The organism is Treponema denticola (assembly GCF_024181605.1).
GTDB lineage: Bacteria > Spirochaetota > Spirochaetia > Treponematales > Treponemataceae > Treponema_B > Treponema_B denticola_B.
In genome coordinates this window covers 686,074-702,322 of record NZ_CP054477.1, presented here as the reverse complement: position 1 = coordinate 702,322, position 16,249 = coordinate 686,074, and the positions used below count along the sequence as shown (strand labels likewise).

Here is a 16,249-nt window from a genome sequence, read left to right as displayed (position 1 = left end):
TATGTATTTTGATAAGAAGACTCTAAGGTTTTTATTGGAATTTATGTCCATTTTCCTCATTTTTGTCCTCCCACCGATGCTAAATAAGAGGGATTTTACCCCTCCGCCTCAGCCGGAAGGCCTTTTTTATGTTTTAGTCTTTATATCAAAAATAGTTTTTTTTGCAGCCTATGAAGAAATTCTATACCGAATATATTTACCGTATAGAATAAAAAGTTTTTATGGAGAAAATCCTGAAAGCTTTAAATCGGCCTTTGCCGTCTATGAAATTCTTCCGGTCATTTTTTTTGCTCTGGCTCACCGTTATTTGGGTCCCTTTAATGTGCTTTATGCTGCGGCCGCAGGAATAATTTTTAGAAGCCTATATATTCTTATACAAAAAAAATCATCTGCAAAATGCAGCATAACAACGGCAAGTATAAAAGCGGCTCTTTGCATTATAGTGTTTCACTCTGTCCATAACGGCATCATCTATTTTTTGATTTTTAAAGGATAAATTAAGGCACAGGTTTCGTATATCTTTTTATATATTAAAAAATTTTCTTCGTAAACGGAGGTAAAAGATTTGCTCTTAAGAATCTTGTTTTCATCTTCATCAAGCAAGAGGTCAAAGCCTATTATAGTGTTGGTCTTATCGGTTTTTATTTTTTCATCGATAAGGTTTAAGTTTTCCATACTTTTGTTTATGATAGAATCTTCAAGAGGTGTTCCGTTTTTAAAAGAGTCTAAGAGTTTCCGGCATATATCCATACCCTCCCTTGCAAGCTTCATAGTTTTTTCCAAATCGGTACTTAATTCTTTTAAGGCAGAGGAAAGGTTTGGAGAAGCTTGTCCAAGACTATCTTCTTTTTTAGAAGACAAGTTAGGTAAAGCACTCATCTTCTCGATTTTTATTTTTTTTGAAAGAGGCGAAGCTTTTGCTTTAATTAAAAACTCTTCCATATTTAAAGCCGGCATATTCGGAATCTTTAATCCCCGCGGTAAAAGCTTATAGGTTTTAATATCGGGGAACTCGGCAATCTTACTTTCAAACCACCAAGCATACATCTGCATTCTCTTGTCGCTTAAAACCTTTCCTTTATAACCTTCTTTTAATTGGGGCGAGGCTGAATAAAGGCTTAGATGAGAAGCTGTTTCCGAAGGAAAAAACCGGTTTGAAAAGGCATTTACATCTTCTTCAAAGCGGCTTCCCTTAAAGTGGGTTTGAAAATCGGGAAAGGCTAAATCGAGGCCTGCAAAAATAATTTCATGACAGCCTAAAATTCTTGCAAAATCCCAGCAAGCTGTCGCAACGGAACCGCCTGTAACAAGTTTCCCCTTTTCGCCTATAAGTTTTTCTATATATTGAGCAAGGGGAAACATGGAGGTGCATAAAAACTTGGCTTTTGTTTTAAGACGGAAAACGGCCGGATATACGGAAGATTCGGTAATAAGAATCGAATCCGAAATGTCGAGGTCTGCAAGATGAAGATAGTTCCAATATTGAGCATCCATTAAAAGAATAAAGTCGGGTTTTAGGCCATGCCTATGACAAGCCCTTACAGCCGTATCTGCCGCAATGATTATAAACTTATCTTCATTTTCTTTTACAAGATTTATCGTGTCATCTAAGCCGGGACCGGCAGCGATTATCAAAGCCGGACAAGAAGCAAAAATATTTTCTATTTTATTGATGCCAAAAAGACCTTCGGTTTGTTCCATATTTTTTAAAAAATTTTTAAGCCAAAGTTTTCCGAATTTTTTTAAGGTATTTTTGTTTAAATTTGTCTTTTCATTTCTCCGCTTTTTTAAGGCCTCAAACTCTGAAAACCAAGAAGAACTTACATCAATCACGGACTGAATTTTAAAAATCGGAATATCAAAAAAAGATTTGCTTTCAAAAAAATCCAACACATCTTTCGGATAAAGACCTAAAAGAAGTATCAGATTTTCGTGCATAAAAAAATCATCCAATGGACGGCTTTGTAAAAAAAGAAAAAAAACAAAGAGGTCGGGCTCAATTATAATCAGAGAAGATTTAGGATATTTTTTTGCATAAAGTTCTTGAGTATAGCCCAAACCAAGGCCGCAAAAAATACAAGAGCTTTTAGCCTTTTTATCTTCAAAAAAATCAAGAGAGATATTTTTTTCGGCCTCGCTTATAGGATTATATTTTGAATGCAGGTATTTTCCGTTTATGCGTGCAGTAAAAATATTTTTATCTTTTTCTTTTAATTTTGCTTCTTCAAGATAATAGCTTTCAGGAATTTTTTCGGCAAATTGTTTAATACCGTTTTCTGAGTCAAGACCCAAGGCAGCAGAGAGCTCAGGAAACCGGCGAGAAAAAAGTTCCGCATTATAAAAAAGGTTCTTGTACAAAATTTCACGATTGCCGGCGCTTTCTTTATTCGAGATTGAGCTCAATTTTCATTCCTTTTTTAAGAGGTGTTCCGGCCGGAGGAGTTTGAGAGACGACATATCCGTCACCTGTGATTTTTACCGAAAAGTCTTTTTGTAAAAGAAGCTCAAGCAAAAGTTTTTTGGGAACTCCCGTTAAGTCGGGCATCTTATCTTTTAAGACGACAGGTTTATTATCGCTTATGGGAATCCGGCCGGTGTGTTCAACGGTGGGAGCGTTTTCTCTTGCAAGTCCGAGATAATCTATAATTTCATTTGAGGCCTCTGAAATTGCGGGAGCGGCAACAATGGAGCCGTATATTTGTCCGACAGGTTTCATGACAGCCGTATATAAAATAATCTTTGGGTCATCTGCCGGAAAAATTCCTATACAACTTGAAATAAAATCGGTCTTACTGTAGCCCCCGCCTTTCTCATTTGCCATCTGAGCTGTTCCGGTTTTTACGGCAATGGGAACTCCGTTGATAGATGCCCTCCAAGCTATACCCTCTATGGAGCCCGTTCTCATATAGCTTAAAAGCAGCTCGGCATTTTTTTCGGATATAACCTTGTTTAAAACCGAGGGCTTATGAAGATAGACGATGTTTCCTTCCTTGTCGGCAACCTTTGAAATAAGAGAAAGGCGCAGGGTTGATCCCTTATTGGTAAAGGCCGTTGCAGCTTCAACCAGCTGCAATGCTGAAACTCCTATTTCCTGTCCTATAGCAATTGTGTGCTTTGTACGTATAGACCAGTTTTGAGGAGGAGCAAGAAGCCCTGCCGACTCCCCCGGAAGCTCTATATTGGTTTTGGAGCCGAAACCGAAGAGTTTAATCTTTTCATAAAAAGCATTTTTTTCGGTAATATCGGCAATCTGGGCAGTTGCATCATTACATGAAAGGCGGATTACATCCCGCGGGCTTACCCTGCCATGAGTCTTTAAACAGGTGATGGGTTTTACATTGGGTCTGTTAAATTCAAAAAGAGCATTGCAGTCATAGACTTGCCCATCCTTAGTAGTACCCAATTCCAAAAAGGCAGCCATAGAAAATATCTTAAAAACCGACCCCGGCTCATAAACATAGTTTGCAGGACGGTCAAAACGTTGTTCAGGCGTGCTTTCGATAAAGTTTGCAAGGGAGGCAGAAGGTGAGTTTACATAGGCGAGAACTTCTCCGGTCTTTGCATCAACTGCAAGAAAAACGGCAGATTGAGCCTTTGTTTCTTCCATCGTTTTCGATATAATTTTTTCGAGCATGTACTGAATGTTTCCGTCTATGCTTAAATAAACATCGTAGCCCTTGCCCGTATAGCCCTTTGTTTCAGGAGGAGGAGAAAGAATATTTTGAAGGGAGTATTCTACGCCTGTTTTTCCCCTGCCGTCATCGCCTAAAAAACCTACGACTGTAGAGGCCAAGGTATTTTCGGGATAGGTGCGGTTAAACACAGACTCAAACCTGATACCGCTTAATTTATTTTCATCTATAACGTTTTTAACCAAATCCCTTTCACTTTCGCTCATTCTTTTTTTTAAATATAAAAAATTGGATTTGGAATCTTGAATTTTTTCCAAGAGATCGGATTCGTTTTGCATTAAAACAGGGGCCAAGGCCTTTGCCGCCTCGGCAGGATTTTTCATAAGGGTTTTATCGGCATAGAGGTTGTAAACAGTCGTTTGCACGGCAAGAATCTTTTTATTTCTATCGTAGATAGTACCCCTTTCGGTCGAAACTTTAGGCGTAATAACTACAGGTTCTTTCATTATCATATACTTTGCAAATTGGAGTATAAGAAAACCTGTGAACAATATTACAAGACTTATAAAAAACCAAAAGCGGGGCTTTGAAATAAAACTATCTACTTCTTCCATATAAAAACCTTACCGTAAATACCGTCAACGAGGACAAAACCGTAATCGCGGGAATCATGAGACTCTTTTAGATTATCTCCCAAGGCTAAAACATAGCCCGCCGGAACCCGCACTTGTTCTTCATCGGACATACCGCCTAAATTGCGGAAGTGTACAGCCGTCAAGGGTATATCTTTTCCGGAAACATTCATCGAATAATCGTAATTGTACCCTAAATTTTTAGAAAATTCTATAGGTTCTTCCGAAATACCTAAACATCTTTTTACGGTAAAATGCCCGTCCTTTCGGTACACGATTATATCGCCGCTTTTAGGCCTTGCCCAACGGAAAATATACTTATTCTTTAAAGGATGTTTTATACCGTAGGCAAGCTTAAAAATAAATACACAGTCCCCGTCCTTTAAAGAAGGCTCCATAGAAGGCCCTGAAACCTTCTTTATGTCAAAGACACAAGCCTTGGTAAAAGCAAAAAAAAATATAAAGCAAAAAAAATAAAGGAGTTTTCTTTTAGGTTTTTTTAACACCTTTAGCCTTAACCTACTTAAACATCTTTTTTATCGAGCCGAAAACTCCGCGGGTAATTTCTCTGCCTACCGTACGGGTCATGCTGTCAACCAAGACACGGCCCAGCCTTCCGGCCTCGCTTCTTTGTTTTTTATTTTGACTCTCTTCCAAACGCTGCCTTGCATTTTCTGCCCGTATTCTGGCATTCTCTGCCCTGATTAAGGCCGCCTCTTCTTTTGCCTTTGCAGCAGCCTCCTTACTAAGGCGTTTTTCTTCAAGTTCTCTTTCGGCAACAAGCTTCTTTTCTTCAAACCGGCCCGTAAGAATTTCATAGGCGGATTCCCTATCGATTATATCCTTGTACTTATAAAGAAGGGGAGACTCTTCAACAATAGCTTTAAGTTTTACCTCCCCTACGGTTCCTATCTTACTCTTAGGGGGAGCTATCAGAACCCTTTGACTTACAGATGGACTTCCGTCTTCCTGTAAGAGGGAAACAAGGGCTTCACCAGTTTTAAGTTCGGTAAGGACCTTAGCCGTATCGAATTTAGGATTAGACCTAAAGGTTTCGGCCGAAAGCTTTATGGCCTTTTGGTCTTTGTGGGTAAATGCCCTAAGAGCATGTTGAAATTTATTCCCCAACTGGCTTAAAATACTTTCAGGCAAATCGGCAGGATTTTGCGTAACAAAAAAAACTGCAACACCCTTTGAGCGAATAAGCCTGATCATGGTCTCTATCTTTTCGATGAGGACTGAAGATAAATTATTAAAAAGAAGATGAGCTTCATCAAAAAAGAAAACGATTTTCGGTTTTTCCGTGTCTCCGGCTTCAGGGAGGTTTTCATAGAGCTCGGACAAAAACCAAAGCAAAAATGTCGAATAAAGATTAGGCCTTTGATAGAGGCTTGTAGAATTTAAAATGTTTATATAGCCCCTCCCGTCCGAGGTAAGCTTAAAAAAATCGGCAATTTCCAAGGCAGGCTCTGCAAAAAAATTCTCGGCACCCTCTCCTTCCAAAATGAGGAGAGCCCGTTGAATTGCTCCTATAGAAGAATCGGAAATATTGCCGTATTTAAGCTTTAAATCTTTGCTGTTTTCGCCTATATAAACCAAAATCGACTTTAGGTCTTTTATATCCAAAAGGAGTAATCCATCTTCATCTGCTACTCTAAAGGCAATGTTGAGAACACCTGCTTGAACCTCGTTTAAATTTAAAAGTTTGGATAGAAGAAGGGGCCCCATCTCAGATATGGTAGTGCGGATGGGATGGCCGGTTTCTTTTAAGATACTCCAAAGGCGTATAGGATAGGATTTAAACTCGAATTCGGAAAGACCTAAAAGGCCTAGTCTTTCGTTTATTTTTTGATTAGCCTCGCCCTTTTCGGCAAAGCTGCATAAGTCTCCCTTTACATCGGGCAAAAAAACGGGGACACCCATGTCGCTAAAAGCCTCTGCAATTACCTTTAAGGTAATAGTCTTTCCTGTTCCCGTAGCTCCGGCAATAAGGCCGTGCCTATTTGCACGATTAGGCAGAAGTTCCACCCTGCTCTCTCCTACGCCGATAAAAATTCCTTTTTCCATTATAAGCCTCCTAATAAACCGACCTTAAACCGGCTCCCTCCGATTACCGGTCCTTGTATGTACTATAAATCAATTTGAATATAATATCAATCCTTAATTTTTAAGAATTCCTTTATTCACTTCCAATTTTTAATATCTTTAAATCGGTATTGCCACTAAGAAATTTTTGTACCGCTTCATCATGTGATATGATAATTAAAATCTTATCCTTAGATTTATTAAGGACTTGGGTTAAAATTGAGTGAATAGAATTTATATCCAAATTAGCAAATGTTTCATCTAAAATAATTAAATCCTTTTCGGCAATGTTCAGCATTAGACGGGCCAAAGCAATCCGCTTTCTCTCTCCGCCTGAAACCTTATCAATTTCACTCGTACCTATGTGCTGTGTTAAATCTTTAATACCTGCAATTTTTGCTGCCGTCTCAAGTTCGGCATCAGAGTGCCTTTCATTAAACAATAAAATATTTTCTTTGACGGTTCCGCCGATTAAATATATATTTTGATGAATAATTCCTATTTTTTCTTTTAACGAATTTCTATCGATGTTTTCAAATTGAACATCATTAAAAAGAATAGAACCTTTATAATCGATTTCTCCCAAAAGAGCATTGATTAAACTTGTCTTTCCTGCTCCGCTTTTACCGTTTATTAAATAAACATTATGTTTTGTAAATTCACAATTAAAACTGCTGAATATATTTTTATCGTCATAAGAAACACTTAAGTTTTTGAGCTTTATATTATTTATTTCTTTGCAAATGATAGAAGCATCATTTTCTTTTTCCTTTGCCAGCTTAAAAAAATCCTCTACAGGCTTTTTTAAGGCTTTAACATCTTTTGAATAAGTTCTTAATGTTAAAATACTATTAAAGACGGCAGCGTAGTTCATAGAATACATATACATTGCCAATACGGTACCCGTACTTACATCGGGCGAAATAAAAGTTTTATAGCAAATAATAATAGCGATACTTGTAAAATTACCGATATACTTTAAATAACGGGATTGAGAGCTAGTCAGCATAAGAGAAATATGAGACGAAATATATTTTTTATTGATTTTTTCCAAATGCTTAAAAAAGTCTTCATAGGAAGCGTAATATTTTAAATCGAAATTTCCATATACGGCATCCTTTGCTAAAGCCATTACCTCCGTATAATTAGCTCTTTCATTTATTCTATCCTTGCTTATTTTATCTACAAGTTTTTTACTTACACAATAAAAAATTATATACCAAAGAATTGTTATTAGGCCCAATTTATAATCCAATAATAAAACAAACAATAATAAGGTCAGCACTTTAATGACAGTACTTATAGATATAAAATACTGCTTAATTACAGCTTCTTTTAATTGTTGAATATCGCTTGTTGCCATCCTTGATAGCTCATCAGGGCTCATTTTAGAAAACACTAATGTTTTACTGTTCATCACTATCATTAAAAATTCTTTTAACAATTCCAAACCGATACCGTTTGTAAATTTCCAATAATATTTATCCGCAAAATAATCCGAAAAATATTGTACAAATCCTGCTGCTGTTAAACCTCCCGCTAAAGCTAAAACTATTAAAGGCGGACTATCAAGAAAATTATCCGAAATAAATTTTATTAAGGTGGGAATTCCTTGCGACAATAGCTGGGCCGCTATCATAAAAAGCGTAATTATTAATAATTCTTTTTTCTTAGACAGTATTAACTTAAATATCGACATAGTTCCTCCGTCCATAATGAGAAAGTCAATAAGGAAATATCTCTTTCCCCATTGACTTTCTATTATCTTAAGACGGGCACTAATCCCCCAAAACTTCCATATTCGGAATCATAATGCTTTTAGGACCGAGATAGTTTGAATGCTGCACCCTTTCCTTTGAAAAATAAAATTCTTTTTGGGCATCAAACATATTTCCCGAAATTGAGCCGTTATTTATTATGTGAAGATTCTTTCCGTCAAAATAGCGGGCAAGCCTAAACTCGCCGCCGAAGTCTCCGGTTACTTCATCTTGAAAAAAATCGGAAAAGGTTAATATTTCGACATAGGGCTCTTTTTTTAGGTCGGCTTCCGTTTTAGCTCCTGCACCGACTTCAAAATTTACTATATTGCCCGTGGGTTCCACATTTAAGTAATGCGCAAACTTTATAGAGCCGTGGTAAGTTTTTACGATGCCGTCCTTATAAAGCCCGTGCTCTTTTAAAAGAAGACCGTCCCCGTCATAGGGAGCAGAATAAGGAGAACCCGCCATATTGGGAACGAGCTTGATATTAACCTTATCTCCTTTTACCCCGCTTCCTTGAAAGTTTTCTCCCAACTTAGCAGCGGATGACTTTGTATAAACCATTGAAGCGGAGGCTTGCGAAATATAAAAGTCAAAAAAAGAAGCGGCGGCCGTATTTGTGATTATTACATTGACCGACTTAAGATGCTTGGCCTTTTCGGCAAGAGCTCTTTCTTCAGTTTCCTTTAATTGCTCCGAAACCATATTGTCTATGAGCTTTTCACTTTCAGTCGAAAAAGAATTGTCTCCGTAAATTTCAACTTCTTCTTTACCGATAGAACAATCCGTTATAACTTCGATATAGCCATTGTATTTTTTAAACCGAACATCCACGCCTTCGGAGTTTACTATTTGAACTTCCATGTTGTCGATAAAGATTTCGGTAGAATTGATTTCGGCCTTCGTATCCCGCTTTTTATAAATTGCCTTTTGAATCTTTACCAATTCTTCATTTAAATTTTCGGTATCGAATGAAGAAGAAAGACTAAAGGGCTTTTCGGAAGAAGGACGGCTAAGAGGATACCATTCGTTTTTAACAAATTGAGCGGCAAAAGCAGCCTCTTCAATTTTTTTATTTATTTCCTCCTCGTCCATTGTGGGCGAAAGGCTTACATCGGCAGAACCTCTGTATTTTTTTCCGGCCTCTTCAAAATCTTTATAAACCGTGAGCGAAGTATGAAGAACATTTTTTGCACGGTTCATATCCATCTTATCCCTTACTAAAAACATCTCACCCGATCTTATCTTTGTAAGAACAAGCCTGTATCCGTCTATGTTTTTATTCTTTAAAATAGAAATTATCTTATCTTTCATTATCCAAGTCTCCCGCGTGCTTTAATATATCCGCCTCCTGCGGAGGTTCTTACATATTCTTTATAACCCTTTCCGCAAAAACCGGAACCGCCTAGCTCAAAGTCTTCATCGCCTGAAATCATAGAAATAGAGGAAAGAAGTTCGGGAACATAGCCGGTCAAAAAAATCGGGCCGACTATTTTACCTGTAAGTTTTCCGTCCTTTATTTCGTATCCCTTTTCGACGGCACATTGAATGCCCCAGTTTTTAGGATCTTCCATTCCGCTAAAATAGCCGTCCAAAAGATAGCCAAAATCGACCGATTTTATCATCTCATCGAGGGAAGAATTTTTTGTGCTGAAAAAGGTGTTGGTCATTCGGGTGTAGGCCTTGCGTTCAAAGGATTCCCTTTTTCCGTTCCCTGTGGGTTTTATACCTAAGCTCAAGGCCGAAAGGGTGTCGCAGATTCCCCGCTTTAAAATTCCTTTTTCGATAATCTGCGTATCTTGAGCCAAGACTCCTTCATCATCAAATAGATATGAAGAAACCTGCTCGGCAGCGGCAGCCCCGTCGTGCATATCGGTAATTTCGGAAGCGACCTTTTTGCCGATAAACTCCTTAGCCTTTGCACGGTTTTTAACGAACATATCCATCTCGACCCCATGGCCGAAGGCTTCATGGGCTATAAGGCCCGTAACATTTTGCTTACAGATAATATCGTAAACTCCCGGCTTAATCCTTTCGGCATCCAAAAGCTCCTTTACAGCATCAATGCTTTTTTTGATATTGTCTTCAACCTTGTGTAAAATTTCCATACCGCAGTTTCCCGAAAAGGCTTGGTAACTGTACTTTACAGCTTCGCCCTTTTTTAAATAAGGAATAAGATAAGAAATTGCATAAGCATAGGCCTGTTCCAAATCTTTTTTTTGCGAAAGGAAGATTTTACAAACGGAAACCTCTTCATACCTGACCTGAAAATCTATCATTTCTGGGCAATAGTCAAAACCCTTTTTCATTACGGATTCAAGCCTTTTTATTTTTTGCTCGTCATTCATCGAATCAAAACTTTCTTTTACTTCGGCATAAAAACTTTTTGTTAAAGCCTCTTCCTCAATTACGGGATACTTAATTCTTTCAAGGTTTTTCGATTTTAAAAACTCGATATCGGTTTTAGCAATACGCCTGATTTCTTTTTTGATATTTTCGGCATCAATTACATCGAAAGAATATTCCGAATATCCAAGGCCGTTATAAACCCGCAATACAAAACCTCTTTCGGTAGAAAAAGAATCCCCAACCGAAACAGCCGTTTTACGTACCGAATAAGATTTTCCCTTTGAGTCACTCCCCAAAATCGAAACATACTCAAATTCTTTAGAAAGCTCTTCTATCAGTTTTTTTAAGACAGGTTTACTGTCCGTTAAAAACTTACTCATCTTTTGCTTCATTTTTATAATACCTCCAATAGGAAATATAATCTTTTAGTAAAGATATAGATTGTATAATCATACATAATGATAGCCAGGATAACATATTTATATAAGAATATCAACATCCCGAAAATTTCCAAACTTTCTCCCAAAATTTTACTATATAAATCATTTTTTTTCTAAAATAATAGTAGAGAGGCATGATAAACATTGCAAATTTTTGAAGGCCACCTCTAAAAACTGAAATGTTTAGAGGCAAACAAAATTTTATCATTAAAAGACAGGAGTATATAATGGAAATTTTAAGTTTCTCGTCATTTGGCTATGAAGGAGAATTGATTAAGGTCGAGGCAGATTTAAGGCGGGGCTTGCCGGTTATCGACATAGTGGGGCTCCCCGGTTCTGCGGTAAAGGAAGCAAGGGATAGGATGAGGGCTGCTATCAGGAATTCGGGACTTGAATTTCCCGTAAGCAGGATACTGATAAATTTAAGCCCTGCCGATCAAAAAAAAGAAGGAAGCGGTTTTGATCTTCCTATTGCCATAGCCGTCCTAACTGCAAAAGAGGCAGAAAAAAAATCGGCAGAGGTTAAAGCAAAAGCTCAAACTATAATTCCCCAATATGAAGACAGGGAAAAAGAATCCGTGATGATAATGGGCGAGCTTGAGCTTTCAGGCAGAGTAAGGCCTGTGCGCGGGCTCATAGGAGCTATCTCGGCAGGTCGCTCTCAGGGCATTAAATACTTTATAGTTCCAAAAGAAAACGAAGCCGAGGCCCTCATCGAAGACGGCATCAATGTATTCGGAGTATCCGATCTAATCGAAGCCCTCGAATTTTTCTACCAAATAGAAAGCGGAAAATTCAATACAAAGCCTCAGGGGTTAAAAAAAGAAAGCGTCCCCGATACGGGAACCGCACCTCTTTTTGTATGGAGCGATACGGAAGAGCCGGAAGATTTCGATTTTCAAAAAGATTCAAAAAGCGGGCTCGGCTTGGTAAAAAGCTTTGAGGATATCCGCGGACAGGACGGTCTGATACGGGCATTAGAAATAGCGGCGGCAGGCGGACATAACCTGATAGCCTACGGACCTCCCGGCTGCGGAAAAACCCTTTCTTTAAGCCGCTTCCCCCTCCTTCTCCCCGACATGGACGAAAAAACGGCAATGGAAACAACCCGCATTTACAGCATCGCAGGCCTTTTACCTCAATCCATTCAAAAGGATAGGCTCTTAAAAAGGCCGCCCTTTAGGATGCCTTCTCAAAATGCAAGTATGGAAGGCATCATAGGAGGAGCCGGGAAATGTATGCCGGGCGAAGTTTCCCTCGCTCACGGGGGCGTTCTTTTTTTAGATGAAGCCGCTCAATTTAAGGCAAGCGTTTTGCAAAGCCTCCGTGCCCCCTTGGAAACGGGAAGCGTAACCTTGAGCCGTGCCGGAAGAAGCAGCACCTTCCCTGCCCGCTTTCAGCTTCTACTTGCGATTAACCCATGCCCCTGCGGGAACTTCGGGAGCCCCGGAAAGGTCTGCACCTGCCTCCCCTACGAAATCGAAAAATATTGGAAAAAACTCACCGCCCCCCTTTTGGACAGAATCGATATAAGGGTTCCGGTAATGCCGCCCAAGCCTGAAAATATTTTAGCGGAAGCAAAATATTCTACCCAAACGATGAGAGAAAAAATAAAAAACGCAAGGCTCATTCAATGGGAAAGATTAAAATTTACAAATAAGGAGAAAAAAGTGCAAAACATAATTTATGAAAACGCAAAACTTTCACCCCAAGAAACGGCTGAAGTTTGCAAAATGAGCGGCGAGGCGGAAAGATTTTTTTCCGTAATTGTTGACTCAAAAAAACTTTCGGGAAGAGGAAGCCACGCCCTCTTAAAAATATCCCGCACAATCGCCGACATAGAGTCAAACAAAAATATTTCTTTGGCCCATATAGAAGAAGCAGCAGCCTTGAGGCAGTGGATAAAGTATCTTCCCGATTTTTTATAAGGCTTCTATTTCTTCAACAGAGAGACCAGATATTGTACAAATATCACTAATAGGATAATTCATACCTTTCATTAGTTTCGCTGTTTCAAGGGCTTTTTGGTATGAGCCGTCTGCAAAGGCTATTTCCCGCTCTTCAGCACGCTGTACAGCTATATCGGTTTCATAATCATATTCGGCTAATAACATATTAACGACCTCCTTAGTCTTGCGTTTTAAATATTCACGCAAAATATTGTTTGCTATACATTCTTCAACGGCTTTTTCAAAGCCGTTTTGAGGATCTATTTCTTTCCATTTTCTTACCGTTTCCACAAATATACTGTACTCCTGCATTGTTTTACAGTTTTCCAATACCGGATGACGGTTTTGTCTGTTTATGTTTATCACTTTAACGGTTAACTCAAGATTAGTTTCCCTTGTCTTTTCTGTAAAAGCATCCGATAGTTTTAATGTTTTATCAGAAGGATATGGCTCTTCTCCATTATAAAAAACATAAAATTCGGGAGTCGGAATATTTAAGAGTTTACGGCTGTATTTTTCTTTTGATTCAAATAGAGTTTCATAAAGTCGGCTGATGTATTCAAGGCAACGCAATGGCATGTTAGGATTGATGGTTGATTGATGTTCAGCAAGGACTATTATTTTATTATCTACAAGATAAGAAACATCATTATAAAATGTCATATAAAGAACTTGATCAAGGCGGATATTTTTCAATTGCTCCATATCCGTAAGTTTGGTATTATGCAATGCATTGTAAAGCGACAAAAAATTCTCTTTAGCCTTTTCGTCCTCACTGAACAAGTCGACAAATACCGAGTCTTTATATTTTCTGTTTGCCGTACTCATAGCTATTTCCTCACTGGTTGTATTATACCACACTTTCAGCAATTTTGTAAGAGAATCAATCAATACTTTCAATACTTTTCATACCCTTGCAGGAAACCTCTGAACTGTGATATAATTATAAAGTTATAAATGGAGGACTTTTTATGGATAAAAATGAAATATTAAATAGAGCAAAAAAATATGTTTCCGAAGAAAAGGAAGTAAAATTCGCAGAAGAGGTTAAGGCTTTAATCGAAAAAAACGATGAAAAAGAATTGTATGACCGATTTTATAGGGACTTGGAATTCGGAACGGCAGGTTTAAGGGGGATTATAGGGGGCGGCACAAACCGCATGAATCCTTTAGTAATAAAAAATGCAACCCAAGGACTTGCGGATTATCTAATTGAAGCAAAGCCTGAGAAGGCCAAGGCCGGCTCTTTAAGTGCCGTAATTGCCTACGACTCAAGACGCTTTTCGGATGTTTTTGCAAAAACGGCTGCTCTGATTTTTGCGGCAAACAATATCCGCTGTTACCTTTTTTCGAGCCTTAGGCCTACGCCGGAACTTTCTTATGCCATAAGGGAACTCGGCTGCGATACGGGAATTGTAGTAACAGCCTCGCACAACCCTCCGGAATACAACGGCTACAAGGCCTACTGGTCGGACGGAGCCCAGATTACCCCGCCCCATGATTCGGGCATCATTAAAAAGGTAGGCGAGGTTTCTTCAATCAAAATGATGAGCGAAGAAGAAGCTCTTAAAAACGGAAAGCTCGTAATAATCGATAAAGAAATCGATGAAAAATATTGGGCTATGCTTAAAAAGAAAATCAGCCGTCAAGAAATTATTAAAAATATGGCTTCCAAGGTAAAGATAGTTTACACTCCCCTTCACGGAACGGGAGCCATGCATGTCGAAAAGGTTCTGGGAGAAATGGGCTTTAATGTTATAAGCGTTCCCGAACAGCGTGAACCTGACGGGAATTTCCCGACGGTAAGCTATCCCAATCCCGAAGACCCCAAAGCCTTAAAGATGGCCATGGATTTGGCTATAAAGGAAGGTGCCGATATTTTGATGGCCACCGATCCCGATGCCGACCGCTTTGCCTGTGCAGTAAAAAACGATGCAGGCGAAATGCAGCTTATAAGCGGCAACCAGATGGGAGCCCTCTTTGCGGATTATATCTGTCTTACATTAAAAGAACAAAATAAACTGCCTCAAAATGCCGCAATAGTACGCTCGATAGTAACCTCTCCCTTAAGCGATTTGATTGCGGCCTCTTACAATGTGCAAAGTGAAGAATGTCTTACCGGCTTTAAGTGGATATGCGGCGTTGCCGAAAGAATGGTAAGCACGGGCTCCCACTCCTATCTTTACGGTTATGAAGAAAGCTTCGGCTACAACTTCGGAACCGAGGTAAGAGATAAGGACGGTATTGCCTCTTCTGCAATTTGTGCTGAGATGACCCTCTATTGGAGGAGCAAAGGAAAGAGCCTTTTAGACAGGCTAAACGAAATCTTTTCTCAATTCGGTTTTTACGGAGAAAAGACCATCAACATGGTATACCCCGGTGCAGAAGGCTTAAAGATTATGCAGGACATGATGGTAAGAGTTCGGGAAAGAAATTTAAGCGAAATTGCCGGCGTGAATGTAAAAACCATCAGGGATATTCAGGAAAGCACGGAATATTCTCCTTTAGAACCTTCCAAAAAAACTACAGTTACTTTACCTAAAAGCAATGTTCTTCAATATTATTTGGAAGACGGCTCCATAATCTGCATAAGGCCCAGCGGCACCGAACCTAAGATAAAGATCTACATAATCCATTCCGAAAAGGTTGTTTCATCGGTTGAAGAAGCTAAAAAACAATCGGATAAAAAGATTGCCGAATTCGAAAAAGAATTTAACGGGGTACTAAACGCATAATGAGCTCTTACGATTGGATTAGTGCCGTCTATGATAAGGCGGTTTTTACGGCCTTCGATACCGAAACAACGGGCACGGAGGCCAAGGCAGAAAGAGTTGTCGAAATCGGCTGCGTAAAATTCGACATTCGAGGAGTTATTGCCCGCTACAATGTTTTGATTGATCCTGAAAAACCAATGCCTCCCGAAGCGGGCAAGGTAAATCAAATAACCGATGAGATGCTTGCAGGTCAGCCTAAATTTGCAGAAGTTTTACCAGACTTTTTGGACTTTATCCGCAACACGGTTTTGGTAGCCCATAATGCAAGCTTCGATATAAACTTTATAAACTGCGAGCTTGAACGATGCGGAAAAACAAAGCTTACAAACAAGGTCTTTGACACCCTAACCTTTGCACGCGAAACCCTTCCAGGCTTACAAAGCTATGCCCTGCAAAACCTTGCAACACAGTTCGGCGTTCAAGCCGTAAATGCCCACCGTGCCGAAGACGATGCCAGAGTCTGTATGGAATTCTTCAAAATAGCCGTAAGCCATTTCTTTGAAAAAAACAAGGACATGCTTGACTATTATAAAAAGGATGTCGATATTTCCGAATATTTGAGCACCAAAGACCCTGAAACGGACGGCGGAAAACTTGTTCAGAATTTATTTTAATTTAAACTAAGAGG

At 39.0% G+C, this 16,249-nt stretch carries 12 protein-coding genes; 4 read left to right on the top strand and 8 right to left on the bottom strand.

Annotation, left to right across the window (positions count from 1 at the left end):
* The first annotated feature begins 1 nt into the window (after nt 1).
* Nucleotides 2-496 (top strand): CPBP family intramembrane glutamic endopeptidase, encoded by a 495-nt coding sequence (locus E4N80_RS03025; RefSeq protein ID WP_253700347.1) that lies wholly within the window; start codon nt 2-4, stop codon nt 494-496.
* Here the strand turns inward: E4N80_RS03025 and E4N80_RS03020 are convergent.
* From E4N80_RS03020 to E4N80_RS02990, 7 genes are all read right to left on the bottom strand, one after another.
* Nucleotides 472-2,403 carry a motility associated factor glycosyltransferase family protein gene (locus tag E4N80_RS03020; protein WP_253700345.1) on the bottom strand — a complete coding sequence of 644 codons (1,932 nt, stop codon included), beginning with the start codon at nt 2,401-2,403 and terminating at the stop codon, nt 472-474. The genes E4N80_RS03025 and E4N80_RS03020 overlap by 25 nt on opposite strands.
* Nucleotides 2,384-4,246: a penicillin-binding protein gene (locus E4N80_RS03015; RefSeq protein ID WP_253700343.1), complete on the bottom strand. Its 1,863-nt coding sequence runs from the start codon at nt 4,244-4,246 to the stop codon at nt 2,384-2,386. Before E4N80_RS03015 ends, E4N80_RS03020 begins: the two co-directional genes overlap by 20 nt.
* On the bottom strand, nt 4,234-4,770 hold the full coding sequence (lepB, locus tag E4N80_RS03010; protein WP_253700341.1) for a signal peptidase I: 537 nt from the start codon (nt 4,768-4,770) through the stop codon (nt 4,234-4,236). The genes E4N80_RS03015 and lepB overlap by 13 nt, the downstream gene beginning before the upstream one ends.
* A 13-nt stretch (nt 4,771-4,783) precedes the next feature.
* Entirely contained in the window at nt 4,784-6,331 is a 1,548-nt protein-coding gene (locus E4N80_RS03005) for a helicase HerA-like domain-containing protein (RefSeq protein ID WP_253700339.1), read from the bottom strand.
* A gap of 112 nt (nt 6,332-6,443) precedes the next feature.
* Entirely contained in the window at nt 6,444-8,048 is a 1,605-nt protein-coding gene (locus tag E4N80_RS03000) for an ATP-binding cassette domain-containing protein (RefSeq protein ID WP_253700337.1), read from the bottom strand.
* Nucleotides 8,049-8,127: 79 nt separating this feature from the next.
* Complete coding sequence (locus E4N80_RS02995; protein WP_253700328.1) at nt 8,128-9,423, bottom strand: metallopeptidase TldD-related protein; 1,296 nt, start codon at nt 9,421-9,423, stop codon at nt 8,128-8,130.
* Entirely contained in the window at nt 9,423-10,850 is a 1,428-nt protein-coding gene (locus E4N80_RS02990) for a TldD/PmbA family protein (RefSeq protein ID WP_253700326.1), read from the bottom strand. The genes E4N80_RS02995 and E4N80_RS02990 overlap by 1 nt, the downstream gene beginning before the upstream one ends.
* Before the next feature lie 275 nt (nt 10,851-11,125).
* Between E4N80_RS02990 and E4N80_RS02985 the strand changes: the two genes are divergently transcribed.
* Nucleotides 11,126-12,826, top strand: a complete 1,701-nt coding sequence (locus E4N80_RS02985; protein ID WP_253700325.1) for a YifB family Mg chelatase-like AAA ATPase — start codon at nt 11,126-11,128, stop codon at nt 12,824-12,826.
* Here the strand turns inward: E4N80_RS02985 and E4N80_RS02980 are convergent.
* Nucleotides 12,821-13,675: an Rpn family recombination-promoting nuclease/putative transposase gene (locus E4N80_RS02980; protein WP_253700323.1), complete on the bottom strand. Its 855-nt coding sequence runs from the start codon at nt 13,673-13,675 to the stop codon at nt 12,821-12,823. The genes E4N80_RS02985 and E4N80_RS02980 overlap by 6 nt on opposite strands.
* A 143-nt stretch (nt 13,676-13,818) precedes the next feature.
* Here E4N80_RS02980 and E4N80_RS02975 point away from each other — a divergent pair, with 143 nt between their 5' ends.
* Both E4N80_RS02975 and E4N80_RS02970 read left to right on the top strand, forming a co-directional pair.
* Entirely contained in the window at nt 13,819-15,582 is a 1,764-nt protein-coding gene (locus E4N80_RS02975; protein WP_253700321.1) for a phospho-sugar mutase, read from the top strand.
* Nucleotides 15,582-16,235, top strand: a complete 654-nt coding sequence (locus E4N80_RS02970) for a 3'-5' exonuclease (protein WP_002669823.1) — start codon at nt 15,582-15,584, stop codon at nt 16,233-16,235. Before E4N80_RS02975 ends, E4N80_RS02970 begins: the two co-directional genes overlap by 1 nt.
* The last annotated feature ends 14 nt before the right edge of the window (nt 16,236-16,249 follow it).